At 42.7% G+C, this 16733-nt stretch carries 14 protein-coding genes and 1 pseudogene; 4 read left to right on the forward strand and 11 right to left on the reverse strand.

What is annotated here, in order from left to right:
• Window positions 1-67: 67 nt before the first annotated feature.
• From AN390_RS04370 to leuS, 9 genes are read right to left on the reverse strand one after another with little or no spacing between them, the layout of a single operon-like run.
• Window positions 68-832 carry a septal ring lytic transglycosylase RlpA family protein gene (locus tag AN390_RS04370; protein WP_024033763.1) on the reverse strand — a complete coding sequence of 255 codons (765 nt, stop codon included), beginning with the start codon at window positions 830-832 and terminating at the stop codon, window positions 68-70.
• On the reverse strand, window positions 832-1938 hold the full coding sequence (gene rodA, locus AN390_RS04375; RefSeq protein WP_004585916.1) for a rod shape-determining protein RodA: 1107 nt from the start codon (window positions 1936-1938) through the stop codon (window positions 832-834). Before rodA ends, AN390_RS04370 begins: the two co-directional genes overlap by 1 nt.
• Window positions 1935-3815 carry a penicillin-binding protein 2 gene (gene mrdA / locus AN390_RS04380; protein WP_004585917.1) on the reverse strand — a complete coding sequence of 627 codons (1881 nt, stop codon included), beginning with the start codon at window positions 3813-3815 and terminating at the stop codon, window positions 1935-1937. The genes rodA and mrdA overlap by 4 nt, the downstream gene beginning before the upstream one ends.
• 9 nt (window positions 3816-3824) lie before the next feature.
• Window positions 3825-4295 carry a 23S rRNA (pseudouridine(1915)-N(3))-methyltransferase RlmH gene (gene rlmH, locus AN390_RS04385; RefSeq protein WP_055253062.1) on the reverse strand — a complete coding sequence of 157 codons (471 nt, stop codon included), beginning with the start codon at window positions 4293-4295 and terminating at the stop codon, window positions 3825-3827.
• A gap of 36 nt (window positions 4296-4331) precedes the next feature.
• The gene (rsfS, locus tag AN390_RS04390) at window positions 4332-4649 is read right to left on the reverse strand and encodes a ribosome silencing factor (protein ID WP_024033760.1); all 318 of its coding nucleotides are present in this window, start codon (window positions 4647-4649) and stop codon (window positions 4332-4334) included.
• Window positions 4650-4703: 54 nt separating this feature from the next.
• Complete coding sequence (gene nadD / locus AN390_RS04395) at window positions 4704-5339, reverse strand: nicotinate-nucleotide adenylyltransferase (protein ID WP_055253063.1); 636 nt, start codon at window positions 5337-5339, stop codon at window positions 4704-4706.
• An 11-nt stretch (window positions 5340-5350) separates the two neighbouring features.
• On the reverse strand, window positions 5351-6388 hold the full coding sequence (holA, locus tag AN390_RS04400; RefSeq protein WP_004585921.1) for a DNA polymerase III subunit delta: 1038 nt from the start codon (window positions 6386-6388) through the stop codon (window positions 5351-5353).
• Window positions 6388-6879, reverse strand: a complete 492-nt coding sequence (gene lptE / locus AN390_RS04405) for an LPS assembly lipoprotein LptE (protein WP_024033758.1) — start codon at window positions 6877-6879, stop codon at window positions 6388-6390. The genes holA and lptE overlap by 1 nt, the downstream gene beginning before the upstream one ends.
• Complete coding sequence (gene leuS, locus AN390_RS04410) at window positions 6880-9468, reverse strand: leucine--tRNA ligase (RefSeq protein WP_029772179.1); 2589 nt, start codon at window positions 9466-9468, stop codon at window positions 6880-6882.
• A 174-nt stretch (window positions 9469-9642) separates the two neighbouring features.
• Between leuS and AN390_RS04415 the strand changes: the two genes are divergently transcribed.
• The 3 genes from AN390_RS04415 (at window position 9643) to AN390_RS04425 (ending at window position 13079) form a co-directional block, all read left to right on the forward strand.
• A complete protein-coding gene (locus tag AN390_RS04415) occupies window positions 9643-10101 on the forward strand; it encodes a zinc ribbon-containing protein (protein WP_004585924.1) in 459 nt (152 codons plus the stop codon).
• Window positions 10102-10178: 77 nt separating this feature from the next.
• Window positions 10179-12602: a Lon protease family protein gene (locus AN390_RS04420; RefSeq protein WP_236695072.1), complete on the forward strand. Its 2424-nt coding sequence runs from the start codon at window positions 10179-10181 to the stop codon at window positions 12600-12602.
• A complete protein-coding gene (locus tag AN390_RS04425) occupies window positions 12603-13079 on the forward strand; it encodes an FKBP-type peptidyl-prolyl cis-trans isomerase (RefSeq protein WP_029772177.1) in 477 nt (158 codons plus the stop codon).
• Window positions 13080-13215: 136 nt separating this feature from the next.
• Here the strand turns inward: AN390_RS04425 and AN390_RS04430 are convergent, their stop codons facing one another.
• A complete protein-coding gene (locus tag AN390_RS04430; protein ID WP_055253065.1) occupies window positions 13216-13674 on the reverse strand; it encodes a DUF302 domain-containing protein in 459 nt (152 codons plus the stop codon).
• A 451-nt stretch (window positions 13675-14125) separates the two neighbouring features.
• Between AN390_RS04430 and AN390_RS04435 the strand changes: the two genes are divergently transcribed.
• Window positions 14126-16261: a TonB-dependent siderophore receptor gene (locus AN390_RS04435; RefSeq protein ID WP_055253066.1), complete on the forward strand. Its 2136-nt coding sequence runs from the start codon at window positions 14126-14128 to the stop codon at window positions 16259-16261.
• Window positions 16262-16290: 29 nt separating this feature from the next.
• Here the strand turns inward: AN390_RS04435 and AN390_RS04440 are convergent.
• Window positions 16291-16733 (reverse strand): annotated as a pseudogene (locus tag AN390_RS04440) (mechanosensitive ion channel); the annotation flags it as partial.

Below are 16733 nucleotides of genomic sequence, written 5' to 3' on the forward strand. Positions count from 1 at the left end.
AATACCTAGATTTTAAGCCCCAATACAACGCTGAATCCTACATTTTGGCGTGGTTTAGGTATTTGTCTTACTGAGTGTAAAGCAAGAACGCGTTTTGAAATTGGTTTTGTTTTAATTTTTTTAATACGTCTTGTGCATGCTGGGCATCTTTAATCGGGCCCAAATGCAAACGATAAATGTTGTCTGCTTTTACTATATTAGTAGGTACTTGATACTGCAGGCGTAATGTAGAAGCTAATGCTTCAATATTGCTAAGCGTACTACCCGCAGCTACCTGTATATATGTTTTACGTGCAGGAATGCTGTCGAGCGTAATCGCCTCTAGCTTAACCTTGGCTGTACCGTGAGTGTAATAGCCTAATTTATAAGCAGCAGCATACGAAAGATCTATTATTCTGTCATCATGAAACGGCCCACGGTCGTTTACACGTACAATTACCGATTTATTGTTGGCAGTATTAGTAACGCGTACAAAGCTTGGCAGGGGTAAGGTTTTATGGGCCGCGCTCATGGCAAACATATCGTAAATTTCACCGTTTGAGGTATGGTAGCCATGAAACTTACGGCCGTACCACGAAGCGATCCCTTCTTCTGTATACCCTTTTTCATCAAGCATTGGCGTATAACGTTTGCCTAATACCTCGTACGGGCGACTTGCACTGGCACTTTTTTTAACATCCACCACAACGGCATCTTGCATCTCAAGTGCGGTTGGCGCGCGTAAAGGTGCGGCATCGTGCTCCATATGATAACGACTATTAGAGCCGCTACTACATGCGCTTAACATACATATTAAGGCTGAAATAAATAACAGCTGGGTAGGCTTATTCATTATTTTAAAAGCATCCTTTTATCTGTCGCAATTGACATAATAATGCCAAATCCGGCCATTAACGTCACCATAGAGGTGCCGCCATAACTAATAAGGGGTAAAGGTACACCTACAACAGGCAACAAGCCCGATACCATGCCTATATTTACAAAAATATAAACAAAAAAGGTGAGGGTAAGGGCGCCGGCCAATAATTTACCAAACGCATCTTGCGCGTTTACCGCAATGTATAAACCACGGCCGATAATAAATAAGTACAGGCTTAATAAAACACACACACCAAATAAGCCAAACTCCTCACTTAATACCGAAAATATAAAGTCGGTATGGCGCTCTGGTAAAAATTCGAGTTGTGATTGCGTGCCTTGCAACCAGCCTTTACCTTCTATACCACCTGAGCCGATGGCTATTTTGGATTGAATAATATGATACCCCGAGCCAAGCGGATCGCTCTCTGGGTCTAAAAACGTTAATACTCGCTGCTTTTGGTAGTCGTGCATACCGTAGTGCCAAAATGGCCATGCAGCCAGTGCGACAACCGAGCTTAAAAAGCCAATTAAACGCCAGCTTAAACCCGATAAAAACAACACAAATATTCCTGAGCTGGCAATCAAAATTGAGGTGCCTAAATCGGGCTGTTCTTTAATCAATAAGGTGGGAAGCATCACGATGACAAAGCCAATAATTAGGTGCAATGGACGTGGCGGAAGTTGGTTTCGGCCAATATACCAAGCCACCATCATAGGGACCGCTAGCTTCATAAGTTCTGAGGGCTGAAAGCGAGTAATGCCTAAATTTAACCAGCGCTGAGCGCCTTTTGAGCTCACGCCAAATAGCAATACGCCCACCAACATAAGTAACCCAACACAGTAAAGGGGGATCACTAAGCGTTTAAGTGTCGCGGGGGAGAACTGTGCAAGCACTATCATGCCTATAATAGCGCCGCCCATACGGGTGATATGGCGGATCATCATGGCCGAGTCTTGGCCGCTTGCGCTATATACTATGGTGATACTGCCTGCCATCATAAGTAATAAGGCAATTAGTAACGGTAAGTCTAAATGCATGCGCATCCATATCGAGCGCTGGGTGTTTAATACGGTCATTGCGCTGTATTCCTAGCAACTTCTATTGGGTTTGCTGCAAAATAGTAATCCATTAGCTCACGTGCAATAGGTGCACCCACAGAGCTGCCGCCACCGGTGTTTTCTACCACAATTGAAACTACAATTTTAGGGTCGTCATACGGAGCAAAACCAATATAAATCGCGTTATCGCGTTGGCGCTCCTTTAGTGATTTTGCATCGTAACGCTCACCTTGGGCAATACTCACTACTTGCGCAGTGCCTGTTTTACCCGCAGGGTCATAATTAGCGCCTTTAAAAGCACGGTGGGCCGTTCCTGTTACTTTTTTTACGGTATTGTGCATGGCATCGAGCGCGATACGCCAGTTATCAGGGTTATTAAGTACCACCGGCGGTTTTTCTTCGTTATTAATTTGCGTCACTTGGTCTTCTTTTTTAGCCACTTGTGCTAAATGCGGCGGGTGGTTTATGCCTTTATTAACCAATATGTTAGTCGCGTTAGCAATTTGAATAGGGGTGGCAGTCCAATACCCTTGGCCAATCCCCACTGAAATAGTATCGCCACGCCACCACGATTCTTTAAAGCGGCCTTCTTTCCACTCTTTTGAGGGCAGTATGGCTGTGGTTTCTTCGTGTATGTCTATTCCCGATAAGTCACCAAAGCCAAAGCGGGCCATAAAATTACTAATTTTTGTTATGCCTAAGCGGTATGCCGCATCGTAAAAGTAAGTATCGCACGACTCTTCAATCGCTTTGTAAACATCTACGTGACCGTGGCCCCAACGTTTCCAATCGCGCCATTTATGTTCAACATTCGGTATTTGAAAAAAACCAGGATCCCACACCGAGGTGCTTTCACTGACAATATTTTCTTCAAGTGCCAGTATAGCCATATGCGGTTTTACTGTGGAAGCTGGCGCATAGCGCCCTTGAGTGGCACGGTTAATTAGAGGGCGGTCGGGGTTTAGCAGTGCTTTATAATCTTTGCTGCTAATACCATGGACAAATAAATTAGGGTCGTAACTTGGGTTTGAATAAAGTGCTAATACGCCGCCATCTTTGGCATCCATTACTACAACCGCGCCGCGCATATCTTTAAGCGCATGTTGGGCTATTTGTTGTAAACCTATATCTAAGGTAAGTACTAAATCACTGCCTGGCTGTGGGGGGGTCATACTTAATGTGCGAATAACACGGCCGCGGTTATTTACTTCAACGCGTTGAGAGCCGACTTGGCCATGCAAAAGCTGCTCGTAATATTTTTCTATGCCAAGCTTACCAATATCGTGCGTAGCGCGGTAATTTGTGGCTTGGTCTTCTTGTTCTAATTTATTAAGTTCTTTGCGGTTTAGTTTGGCAACGTAGCCTAATGCATGGGTTAGCGTATCGCCATATGGGTAAAAGCGTGCAAGGCGCGCTTCAATGCTAAAGCCCGGAAATTTATGCTGATTAACCGCAAATTGGGCCACTTCGGTTTCATCTAAGCGGGCTTTTAGTACTTGCGACTTGAAACGACGCGTATGCTTTATGTCATCAATAAAGTCTTTTTTTTGCTGCTCGGTAATCGTAATTATTTTGCTAACTTGCTCAAGCGATTTAGCTAAATCGTCGACCTCTTCAGGAATAACCTCGAGGTTATAAACGGGTTTGTTTTCAGCAAGCAGTACACCATTGCGGTCGTAAATGAGGCCACGGTTTGGCGCAATAGGAATTACTTTAATACGGTTATCGTTAGAGCGGGTTTGATAGTCGGTGTGTTCTTCTACCTGAATGGTATAAAGATTAGAAAGCAAAATTGCCACTAAGCCTAAAACAAAAATAAAACCCACAAATGCGCGCCGTGCAAATAAGTTTGCCTCAGCGGAATGGTCGCGTATTGTGGGTCTTTGCTTAATCATAACAAGGCGTTACTCGCGATGATAAGGATGGTTGCTATTTAAGCTCCAGCCTCGGTATAGGCTTTCGGCAACAATAATACGCACTAAAGGGTGCGGTAACGTTAAGTTAGATAACGACCATTTTTGCTCAGAGGCGGCAATGCACTCAGGGGCTAACCCTTCAGGGCCGCCAATAAGCAAACTAACGTCGCGGCCATCGAGCTGCCACTTTTCCATATTTTTAGCAAGCTGGTGAGTATCAAGTGGTTTACCTGTTACTTCAAGGGTAACAATGCGATTGCCTTTTGGAATAGCGGCTAAGGTTTTTTCACCTTCGGTGTGTAAAATGCGTTTAATATCGGCATTTTTACCGCGTTTACCGGCCGGAATTTCTATTAACTCAAGCGCCATATCTTTAGGAAAACGGCGTTGGTACTCTGCAAATCCGGTTTCTACCCACGCTGGCATTTTTGTGCCAACGGCAATCATTTGTATTTTCACGCAATACTTCCAAGCTCAATTAAAAAATAGTGGCGCTTAGCCCCACAGTTTTTCTAGATCGTAATAGCTACGTGCGTGATCTTGCATCACGTGTACAACTACATCACCTAAATCTACCAGTACCCATTCGCCTTCGTCTTGACCTTCGTAACCTAAAGGTTCTTCGCCAGCGTGGCGAGCTTCTTTTGCTACGTTATCGGCAATTGATTGCACATGACGCTTAGAAGTACCCGAACACACAACCATGTAATCGGTAATGTCTGAGCTGTCACGTACGTCTAGTTGTACCACGTCGCGTGCTTTCATATCGTCAATTTTGTCTAGTGCAAAGGCAAGTAGTTGTTTCGAATCCAAGGTATTGTCTCAATTTTAAATTTAATAGCGTGCATTTTAACATGCTAGGGGGTTTTAATCATCACTTTGATAAAGCTGGTGTTGCTTAATGTAGTGACTGACAGGTTCGGGTAATAGTTCATTATTTTTATTGGTTTTTTTTAATTGCTCTCGAATAGTGCTTGAGGCAGCATCAAGGGTTTCACCAGGTAAAAAATAAAGCTTACCAAAGTTGTGTGTGGCAAGTTGCTGTGGCGCTTCAGTGTGGGCATTACTGATATAGCTTTTAAGCGCCTTATTTGGGTTACATGTTTGCCCCGGGCGATGATAAACCACTATATGGCATAGCTGTGTAATTGCTTGCCATTCATACCATTTGTCGAGGTTATTAAACGAGTCCATGCCCATTAAAAAAAGAATTGGCGTATCTGGGTGCTCAGCTCTTAGCTCTTGTAAACTTAACAATGAGTACGAGGGCCCAGTACGATTTAGCTCTCTTAAATCAAGTGCAAAATGAGGGTAAGGGGCAATAGCGGCATTGAGCATATTAATACGGTGCGCTGTACTTATACCTGGCGCAGCTTTGTGCGCGGGAATTGCACAGGGCATAAAGTACAACGTGGATAAGTTAAATGTACTTACACACTGTGAGGCCATATTTAGGTGGCCTAAATGCACGGGGTCGAAGGTGCCGCCAAAAATTGCAATCATGTTAAAAATCTTTAGTTAAGTGCGTGGCAAGGCATTGGAATATCAAGCGGCTGGCAAAACTTAATACAAATATGGGCAAGCGCTTGGTAAGGCGCAATTAAGTTACCTTGTTTGTAGCTTGAATCAAACAGTGCAAGCTCACTGCTTATTTGCTCAAGGGTATTAATATTTAAGCGGTTAATCGCATTTTGCACTGGGCCTTGCTGGTTTTTCCAAATACCATTTTTTTTAAATAACTGTGCGATAGGCTCGCCATTTAAAAGCCCTTGCTGAATAGTGAGCAAACTGGTGAGCTCTTTATTTATAGCCCATAAAATACTCACCACTTCGGTGTTATCGCTGGCCAGTTTATTAAGTACTTTAATTGCTTGCTTGGCGTGGCCATTTAATAGGGCATCACTTAAGTCAAAAATATCAAACTTGGCTTGATTTAATAGCCCTTGCATCACAAGTTGCTGGGTTATTAAGGCATTACCATGCAGTAGCGAGAGCTTTTCGAGCTCCTGAAAACACGCTAACAAATTACCTTCGGTAGCGTTAATTAAGCTCAGTTTTGCTTCGTTTTGCATATTTAGAGAAAGGCGGGCTACTTGTTCATCTAACCAGCGTTTTAAATGATTCCCTGCAAGCGGGTAGCACGGTACAAATACACCGTGTTTATCGAGTGCTTTAAACCAGGCGCCACGTTGTACGTCTTGGCTGGCTTTAGCCCCTTTTACAATTAAAATGGTATCAGGGTTAATTAACTCGACTATTTTTTTAAAGGTATTACTACCTGGGGTGCCAGGTTTTTGTTGGTTTAAATCAAGCTCAATTATAGTGCGCGCACTAAACAAAGACATGCTTTGATATTGAGCTATAATTTCTTGCCAATCAAACCCTTGCATTAGGGTAAATTTAATTACCTCATCAAAGCCTTGGGCTTTTGCTGTGTCGCGTATTTGCTGCACACATTGCGCTTCTTGAAACGGTTCTTCACCAAACACTAAATAAAAGGGTTTTAAACCTTTATTTAATTCACTTGGTAACTGATTAGCATAACAGCGCATTATAGTTGCGACAGCTCTCTAACAATACGACCACTGGCTTGCTTACGAATTTCGCTAATAAGCAGCTCAAGCTCTTTTGCTTTTGCAAGTGCGTGATCGGGGTCGTCTTGGTAGTTACGATAAAGCTCAAAGCGTTTTTCTATGGCTTTTTCGCCTGGGCGTTTAACAACATAGCTTACCCCGTAGGCAAGCTCGTATTCAGCCACCTGACCATTTTGAAACAACGACAAGGTTTGGCGCTCAATGCTTTCTTTGCGTAAGTAAAGCTGGGCAACATTTTTAGCCGAAGGCGTCAGTTCTACGTTACTGGCTTTAAGCTCTTTTTTAAGGTTTAAAAATAACGATGATTTTTCATCATCACCTTTAAGTGTAAGCGTTTTAAGGTTATCGGGCAGGCTCGAGGCTTTCTTTAAATGAAAGCCACAGCTAGATAACACAAAACACATTAGCACTAAGGCTAATGTGTTTTTAAGGGTGTTAAAGCTAACCATTTAGTTAGCTACCACGTTAAGTAGTTTACCCGGTACGTAAATAATTTTACGAATGGTTGCGCCATCAGTAAATTTAGTTACGTTAGACTCAGCAAACGCAAGTGCTTCTACCTGCTCTTGTGTTGCATCGGCCGCTACAGTTAGCTTAGCGCGTAGTTTGCCGTTTACTTGTACGATGATTAATTTTTCATCTTCAACAAGGGCAGACTCGTCAACTTTAGGCCATGCTGCATCTAAAATGTCACCCTCTTTACCAAGCTCTTGCCATAACTGGTGCGATAAATGCGGCGTAATTGGCGCAAGCATAATAAGTAGGGCTTCTAATGCTTCGTTAGCAATAGCAACATCTTGCGTATCGTTTAATGGCGCTTTTAATAACTTATTAGAGAGCTCCATAATGGCAGCAATTGCAGTGTTAAACGTTTGACGACGTTCAATATCATCGCTCACTTTTGCAATGGCTTTGTGTAGTTCACGACGCAGTACTTTTTGTGGGTTACTAAGCGCTGATTTATCAAGTGCTTGGTAGCCAACTGTTTTCACATCTACTGCGTATTTCCAAATACGTTTTAAGAAGCGGTGCGCGCCTTCAACGCCTGAGTCTGACCATTCAAGCGTTTGCTCTGGTGGTGCGGTAAACATCATAAATAAACGCACAGTATCTGCACCGTATTGGGCAATTACTTCTTGTGGGTCTATACCGTTGTTTTTAGACTTAGACATTTTGCTCATGCCCGATGAGAACACAGGTTCACCATCTTCTTTGTGCCATGCTTTAGTTACGCGGCCTTTTTCGTCAGTTTCGGTATTTACATCGCTTGGCGAAATCCATACGTCACCGCCTTTTTCATCTTTACGGTAGAACGTTTCGGCAAGTACCATGCCCTGACAAAGTAAGCGATCGAATGGCTCGTCTGAATTTACTAAACCAAAATCACGTAATAACTTATGGAAAAAACGCGAATACAATAAGTGTAAAATAGCGTGCTCAATACCACCTATGTATTGGTTTACTGGTAACCAATAGTTAGCTGCTGCTGGGTCTAGCATGCCTTCGTCGTGACGCGGGCTACAGTAACGTGCGTAGTACCAAGACGACTCCATAAAGGTGTCAAAGGTATCTGTTTCATGTGTTGCTGGTACGCCGTTTACCGTTGCTTTTGCCCATTCTGGGTCTGCTTTGATTGGCGAAGTAACGCCATTCATAACTACATCTTCTGGTAAACGTACTGGCAGCATTTCTTCGGTGGCGGCTAATTCGTTACCGTTTTCGTCGCTCAGCATTGGGATTGGTGAACCCCAGTAACGCTGGCGGCTAACACCCCAATCACGTAAGCGGAAGTTAACTTTACGCTCACCCACACCCAGTGCTTCTAGTTTGTCGGCAATAGCGTTAAATGCGCCTTCAAAATCAAGGCCATCAAATTCGCCAGAATTAACTAACACGCCTTTTTCAGTGAATGCTTCTTCTTTTAAATTTACTTCAAGCTCTGAGCCTTCAACCGGTGCAATTACTTGTTTTATGTCTAGGCCGTATGCTGTGGCAAATTCATAGTCGCGTTGGTCGTGTGCAGGTACTGCCATAACCGCGCCTGAGCCGTAATGCATTAATACAAAGTTAGCAACCCAAATTGGTACTTGCTCGCCCGTTAATGGGTGAGTCGCGTAAAAGCCTGTTGCAATGCCTTTTTTCTCCATTGTAGCCATGTCTGCTTCGGCAACTTTGGTGTTTTTGCATTCTTCAACAAACATTGCAATTGCATCGCTGTTTTTAGCGGCTTCCTGCGCAATAGGGTGGCCACCGGCAACGGCTAGGTAAGTTACACCCATAAACGTATCTGGACGTGTAGTGTATACGCTAAACTTTTCGTTGTTGTCGGTACGCGTAAACTCAATGTCTAACCCTTCAGAGCGACCAATCCAGTTGCGCTGCATGGTTTTAACTTGCTCAGGCCAGTCTTCTAACTTGTCTAAGTCGTCTAAAAGCTCTTGTGCGTAGTCAGTAATTTTAATAAACCACTGCGGGATTTCTTTTTGCTCAACCACTGCACCAGAGCGCCATCCGCGGCCATCTATAACTTGCTCGTTGGCAAGTACAGTTTGATCAACTGGATCCCAGTTAACCGTTGACATTTTTTTGTACACTAAGCCTTTTTCGTACAGCTTAGTGAAAAACCATTGTTCCCATTTGTAGTATTCTGGGTGACACGTGGCTATTTCACGATCCCAGTCGTAACCAAAGCCTAATTGCTTAAGTTGGTTACGCATGTAATCAATGTTTTCGTATGTCCACTTAGCTGGCGCCGTTTTGTTTTTGATAGCGGCGTTTTCTGCAGGTAAACCAAACGCATCCCAACCCATTGGTTGCATTACGTTTTTGCCTTGCAGGCGCTGGAAACGAGAAACAACATCACCAATGGTGTAATTACGCACATGACCCATATGCAGTCGGCCACTTGGATACGGGAACATAGAAAGGCAGTAATACTTTTCTTTGCTCTCATCTTCGGTGACTTTAAATACCTGGTTTTCTTCCCAGTAACTTTGGACTTTTGACTCTATGTCTTGCGGGTTATATTGCTCTTGCATCTATGATTCCAGACTTCTTGCAAACTAATAAAAAATTGCCGATAGGATACCCCAAATAAAAGCCTAATCACAGCGTATAAGCACGGTTTTGTTAAAATCTCACTTTCAGTGCAGGTTAACCTATACTTATCTATGTTAAAGGCCAACACGCCCTTGATTTTGATGGAGTATAAAATGGCAGATTATAAAACATGGCTTAGCGATTTAACTAATTGGTTAAAAGATGTAAAAGATCACGAAGTAAAAGATGCAATGACCCGATTTGTTGAATCTGAGCAAGCACTTAAAGACCTAGGCAAAGAAAAATACGGACTCTATAAAAGTTATTTGCAGCGCGACATAGAACACGTTCAAGAAAACGAATCGCACTATAATTCGCTTGCATGGCAAGAGCTTAAAGAGTCGTTATGGTATGAGCTTTCACACATAGAGGACAAAACCCAGCTTGAATGGCAGTCCCTTAGTCAAGATTTTAAGCACAATGGGATGTATCACGCAGGCGAATGGATAGCCATGGGCACATTAGTATGTAAGAATTGCACCCATAGTTTTGATATTTATCACGCTACACAAATTACACCGTGCATTGAATGTGATGGTATTTATTTTAGCCGTAAGGCATTACAACCCTAAATATATGTATTAAGTGGCTTGTAGGCCACTTAATACGCCCAAAGCCAGCGAGTATGTTGGTACAAAAAGAAGTTAGAATGACGAAAAAACTGCTGCCATTATCTGTTTCACAGCTCGCACCGAGCATTTCTACTAATCACGTTAGCACGTGTATGAGCAATCCATACCCAGAGCAACTTACCTTTATCGGCCAACAACGCGCCCAAAGTGCGCTCGACTTTTCACTTGGGATGGAGCTGCCAGGCTACAATGTTTATGTAATGGGTGAGGCCGCGCATGGCCGATTTACACTCGTAAAAGACAAACTTAAACAACACGCAAAAGATCGCCCCACACCTAACGAGTGGTTGTATGTTAATAATTACGACGACCACCGCGAGCCAATTGCGCTATTTATGCAAGCAGGGCAAAGCAAGCAGTTAAGTGACGACATAGACTCATTTTTAGATGAAGTACTCGACACCTTTCCGGCAGCGTTTGATAACCCAGCTTATCAACGCAAAAAAAAGTCAATCGAGAGCGAATTTAACGACGCTTACGACAGCGCTATCACCGCAGTAGAAGAAATGGCGCTTGAGCAAAGCGTAGCGCTAATAGAAGAGAAAAACGCCGTAGGTTTTGCGCCTTTAGTTGAAGGCAGGCAGTTAAGCGATAACGAATTTGCCGCCCTCGATGAAGAGCTTCGTGATGAGTTTTTTGAAAAAATAGAAAAACTAGAAGATGCCTTAATTGAAGCGCTGATTGAGCTACCTCGCTGGAAACGCGAATCAAAAGAAAAACAGCGTAATCTAAAAAAGGCCACAGCCGAGCAAGCTACAAAGCCGCTATTAAAAGACTTAGAGCATAAATACGCTGCACATATTGGTGTGCTGCGCTACTTAAAAGACATTCGCGTAGAAATAATTGACGCAGTACTTGAATGGCTAGACGATGAAGATGAAAGCGAAGAAAGCAAAGAAGATTTTGACCGTAAAGGCATGCTTACCGACTTTTTTGCGCCTAATATTTTAGTTGAATTTAAAGAAGACGATGCCGCACCTGTGGTGTATGAGCCAAACCCAACCTTTGGCAATATATTTGGCAAAATTGAGTATTCAACATCGCAAGGCTCGCTTATAACCAGTTACCGCTCTATACAGCCTGGTGCATTGCACCGTGCAAATGGCGGTTACTTAATTATGGATGCCGAAAAAGTAATGGCCAACCCGCAAGTGTGGGATGGTTTAAAGCTTTCGCTTAAAACGCACCAAATTAAAAACGACCTACCGTATCAAGACAGCTCAGTAGGCAGCAGCTTTACACTGCGCCCGCAATTAATTCCTCTTGATGTAAAAATTATTTTATTAGGCTCGCGCGATTTGTATTACACCATAGGTGAGTACGATGAAGAATTTGCAGAGCTGTTTAGAGTACTTGCCGACTTTGATTACTATTTACCAAGTAGCGATAAGCTTCAGTACCAATTTATTACTAAAGTGAGTGAGTACTGCCAGCAAACGTTAAAGTGCACAACCACAGAGGCCGCCATGGTGCGGTTACTTAAATTTAGCTACCGCCAAGCAGAGCACCATAATAAATTATCGGCGCGCTTTGCCGATGTGCTTGAACTGGTGGCTGAGGCCAGCTTTTACGCCAAGCAAGATAAGCAAACACTGATTGATGCGCATCATATTGATGAAGCCATTGAAGGTAAGCAGTACCGCACCGGCCAAATAAGCGAAAACATGCTAAGCGATATAAAAGAAGGCCACACGCTTATTGCCACACAAGGTCAAGCCATTGGTAAAGTAAACGGCTTAACAGTGCTGCACATTGGCGATACGTCGTTTGGTACACCCGCACGCATAACCGCCACCGTATATGCCGGCGCCGATGGTGTAATAGATGTTGAGCGTGAAGCCGAGCTAGGTAAAGCAATTCACTCAAAAGGTGTAATGCTACTTACCGGTTATTTAGGTAACAAATACGCCCAGCACTTTAGTTTAACGCTAAGTGCTAACATAGCCATAGAGCAAAGCTACGGTTATATAGATGGCGATAGCGCCTCACTTGCTGAGTTATGTGCGCTTATATCGGCTATTACCAGTTTGCCTATTAGCCAGTCTATTGCCCTTACAGGCTCTATTAACCAACACGGTGATGTGCAAGCCATTGGCGGCGTAAACGAAAAAATAGAAGGCTTTTTTAAGCTGTGTAAAATGCGCGGCTTAACAGGCGAGCAAGGTGTTATTATTCCTAAATCTAACCAAGTTAACTTAGTACTTGATGAAGAAATACTTGAAGCGGTTGAGCGCGGTAAATTTAATATTTACGCAGTAGAAACTGTAGACCAAGCACTTAACTTATTAATGGATATTGATGCCGGCGATATTATTGACGGCGAATACCCAGAGGATTCAGTTAACGGTATTGCTTTAGCACGCTTAAAAGATATAGCCGACATAGTTAATGGCGATAGCGAAGAAGATAAAGAAGCCGATGAAGATGAGGAAAAACACTAAATGATCAATATAATTTTAGCGGTGATCATCGCTATATTTTGTTTTTTAATTTTTCAAAATAGTAAAAAAGCAAAGCAACAAGCTGGCATTAACGCGCAAATTGAAGCCGACTACCTTGTCGCTAACGCAAAAGTTGAGGGCGTAATAGAAACCGCCTCAGGCTTACAGTACAAAGTGCTGCACAAAGGCGAAAGCGAAAATACACCTAACCCTACTAGTAAAGTAAACGTGCATTACCACGGCACGTTAATAGATGGCACCGTATTTGACAGCTCAGTAGAGCGTAAAACGCCAATAAGCTTTGGTTTAAATCAGGTTATTAAAGGCTGGACTGAAGGCTTACAACTTATGAGCCCAGGCGATAAATACATATTTTATGTACCGCACCAATTAGCCTATGGCGAAAAGCGAGTAGGCAGTATTCCACCTGCATCACTGCTTATTTTTGAAGTAGAGCTTTTGGCTATTGAGTCTTAATACACGCGTAAAAAAGTGTTATTAACTTTATAAAAAACCCGTTAGCTAACGGGTTTTTTATTGAGTTTTTTTAAGTTATTTAATATTAATACCAATTCGCTTAATTAAGTATTATTGCGGTTTGGTATAACTTTAATTATTTGGCCACCGCTGCCATAGAAAGCTTATTAAGCACCACAGCTATTTTATTAAGTACTTCTTCGCAGCTTTTTATATTGTGGCGTTCTTGCAAATAAGTGGGGCTGTTATAGGTAAGCCAAACCTGGCCATTGTTGTCTTGAGATATATGTACTTTTTGCGGTAAGTCTATCGCCACACTTTGCTGGCACTGCATTAACGGTGTGCCTACCTTTGGATTACCAAAAATAATCACTTCACTTGGGGCCAATTCCATATCAACATTTTGAGCGTTTTTTTGATGATCTACCCGCGCAAAAATGGTTATCCCTTTGTTACTGGCTATTTTTTCAAAACGGTTAGCCGTTTCTTGAACAGAATAATTACTTTGAAAACGTACTAAGCTGTCATTCGCACTCGCCACGGCCGTGGCCGTGGCCGAGAGTAAAATAACCCCTAAAAATAGTCGGTTTAACATGGTTTGCTCCTCATAAAAAGGCTGATACCAATTCGCTTAATTAAGTGGTTTATTTTGATGCTAGAAAAACGTGTTGATAGCTAGGCAAAAAATTCGCTATTTAGTCGTTCTCGGCAATTGCTCCTGCATTGCGCTAACTTCTGCATCCATGCAGTCGTAAAAGAGAATTTTTAACGCAAGTAGCGACACGTTTAGCCCCACAAAATGATTAAGTATTAATGCGAATTGCTATTATAAAGCGTATGAAAATACACACTATCTGAGTTCCTTATTTGGTTCAACACTGCGCAAAGGGAATATGTATAAAACGTGAGCATAAAAGTCTTTAAGTACCTATTTTAGTTGCGATTAATTCGAAAAATAAGGATGAATATGAAATTATTTGCATTGCATATAGTAATGATAGTCGTTATCATTTGCGGCGTTTTATACACCTCTTTTCAGGATCAACATGTTTAACCAAAAATACTTGGCGCTTAGTATTGCTGCGTCTTTTTCTGCTTTTTCTAATGTGGCATTTGCCGAGCAAAATAACGAAATTGAAACAATAGAAGTAACAGGCCGCGCTCAGCAGTTTTACCTAGAAACCGAAAGTAAAATTGGGACTAAAACGGATTTAGATCTTATTAAATTACCGCAATCTGCGCAGGTATTAACCGAGCAGCTTATTATTGACCAAGCCGCGCGCGATATTACCGATTTATACCGCTCAATAGCCGGAGTAAGTGAGTACAGTTATTCAGGCGTTACTTTTCGTGGATTTAGAGACGATGCCAATGTATTTTACGATGGCGTACGCGGCGACCCTTACTCGGGCTTTGGTGTACCGCAATTATTTAATGTTGCACGTGTAGAAGTATTAAAAGGCCCAGCCTCTGCGTTATATGGTGGTGGTGAGCCAGGCGGTATGATCAACTATGTGACTAAAAAGCCTAGTTATACGCAAACTAAAGAGCTAAAACTAACGCTTGGTAATTACAACACTCATGGTGCCTCACTTGATATGACCGGCGGTTTAACCGACACCATGGCATACCGAGTAGGTGGTTATTATGAGGAGCAAGACAGCTTTCGTAATAATGCAGATTCAAAAAACAGTGAGTTTACCGCTGGTTTATTATTTGATTTAACCGATTCAACCACACTAACCACCACTGTTGATTACATTAAGCAAGACTTAGGCGGTAACCGTTTACGTGGTGTACCGGTAGACGACAATGGCAACTTTTTAGTTGACCCTAGTTACAACGCAAATGAAGCATTTGACTACCAAGACATGGAAGCGTTAGTGCTGCAAGCCGAGCTAAAGCATTACTTTAATGATGATTTTTCTGTAAGTAGCACGCTGCGTTACATGGATAACGAACGCGACCAAGCCTACCATGAGTCGCAAAGCTGGGTAGATGTAAACGGCGATGGTGAAGCAAACATTGATGACGAAACCATTAAACGCGAATACCGAAAGCAATACCGCGCCAACGAAGAAACAAGTTTAACCACCGACTTTGTTTATAGCTTTGAGCAAGGCCAATTAGCACACCAAGTATTATTTGGTGGCGACTACCACATAGTTGATACAGAGTACGATTACTTACGCGCCCGTTATGAAGCGGATGGCGTGGCTAACTTAAACATATTTGACTTAAATTACGGCGAAACCGACCCAAGTACATATAACCTTACCGACATGAACCGCGATGGTGTTGAAACCGACCGTTTTGGCATTTACGTACAAGATGTTGTAAGCATTAACGAGCAATGGACCGTGATTGCCGGCCTGCGTTACGACTATTTTAAAGAGCTAAATAAAGAAACCGGTTACAGTTACTCAGATAACGATGTAACACCGCGCGTGGCCGTTACATACCAACCTGTTGAAAATACCTCGTTATACATAAACTACTCAGAAAGCTTTAACCCAGCATCATCGGGTGACCAAGAAGATGTAGAAGGCGAGGGGAACTTAACGCCAGAAACCGGTAAACAAACCGAAATTGGTATGAAAAACCAATGGCTAGATGGCAAAATTATGAGCACCTTTGCTATTTACCAAATTAATAAAGAAAACGTAGTAATGAGTAACCCCGACGACACGGGCGCGGGAGACGGCATTGCAGCACTTTTAAATATTGGTGAGGTAGAAAGCCGCGGGTTTGAAACAACGCTGGTGGGCGATTTAACCGAGCATTGGACGTTAACAGCTAACTACGCCTACAACGATACACTAGTTGTTGAAGGTGTAACCGGCGATACTATTTCAAGCACCTACGGTGATGGCTCTCGCTTTGCTAATGCGCCGCGCCACCAAGCTGGTTTATGGTCGCGTTTTGCGCTTGATAGCATCGACTCGTCTATAGCATTTGGCGCAAATTACGTAAGCGAGCAAATAAGCCAAGATGGCCAAAAAGTTAAACCCTTTACTGTATTTGATATGAGCTGGACTACGCGCTTTGACGATGTGTTATTAAGCGTAAATATTAATAATATATTTGATAAAGAATACGCAGTAAGTGGCTTTAGTGAGCGTAACGGTCACTTCCCGGGCAGCCCACGTGAAATAGTAGGCCAAGTAACCTATAAATTTTAAAGTAAATTAAGCGCGAGCTTATCTCGCGCTTATTTTTTATTGCTATTAAAATTAGCGGCTTCTTGCGCTGTGTTAATAGCTGTAATAGGGAAGGGGATCACAATACCTTCTTGGTTATAGCGTTTATGTAGCGCTTTAATAAAAGCAGATTTAACCCAAAACCGATTAAAGTACTCTTTTGCGCGCAGCATTACGGTAAAATTAATGCTTGAGTTATCAAAGGTGTGATACACCACAAAGGTATTGTAATCATCAACCCCCCATTCATGGTCAATTAGTACTTGGCGCGCAACTTCAAGCGTTACTTGCTCTGCAAATTCTAGGTCTGAGCTGTAGTGAACGCTTACATCAACAGGTACGCTCAGTTCTTTTTCGGGGTAAAAGTAATTAGGGCGTGTTGAACTTTGCGGATTGAATTTGTTCAATCTAGGGGCGATTAAATCGCGGCGCGAGGTTTGTAACCTAGTGGGCT

Origin of the sequence: Pseudoalteromonas sp. P1-11 (assembly GCF_001399995.1) — a bacterium.
GTDB classification, from domain to species: domain Bacteria; phylum Pseudomonadota; class Gammaproteobacteria; order Enterobacterales; family Alteromonadaceae; genus Pseudoalteromonas; species Pseudoalteromonas atlantica.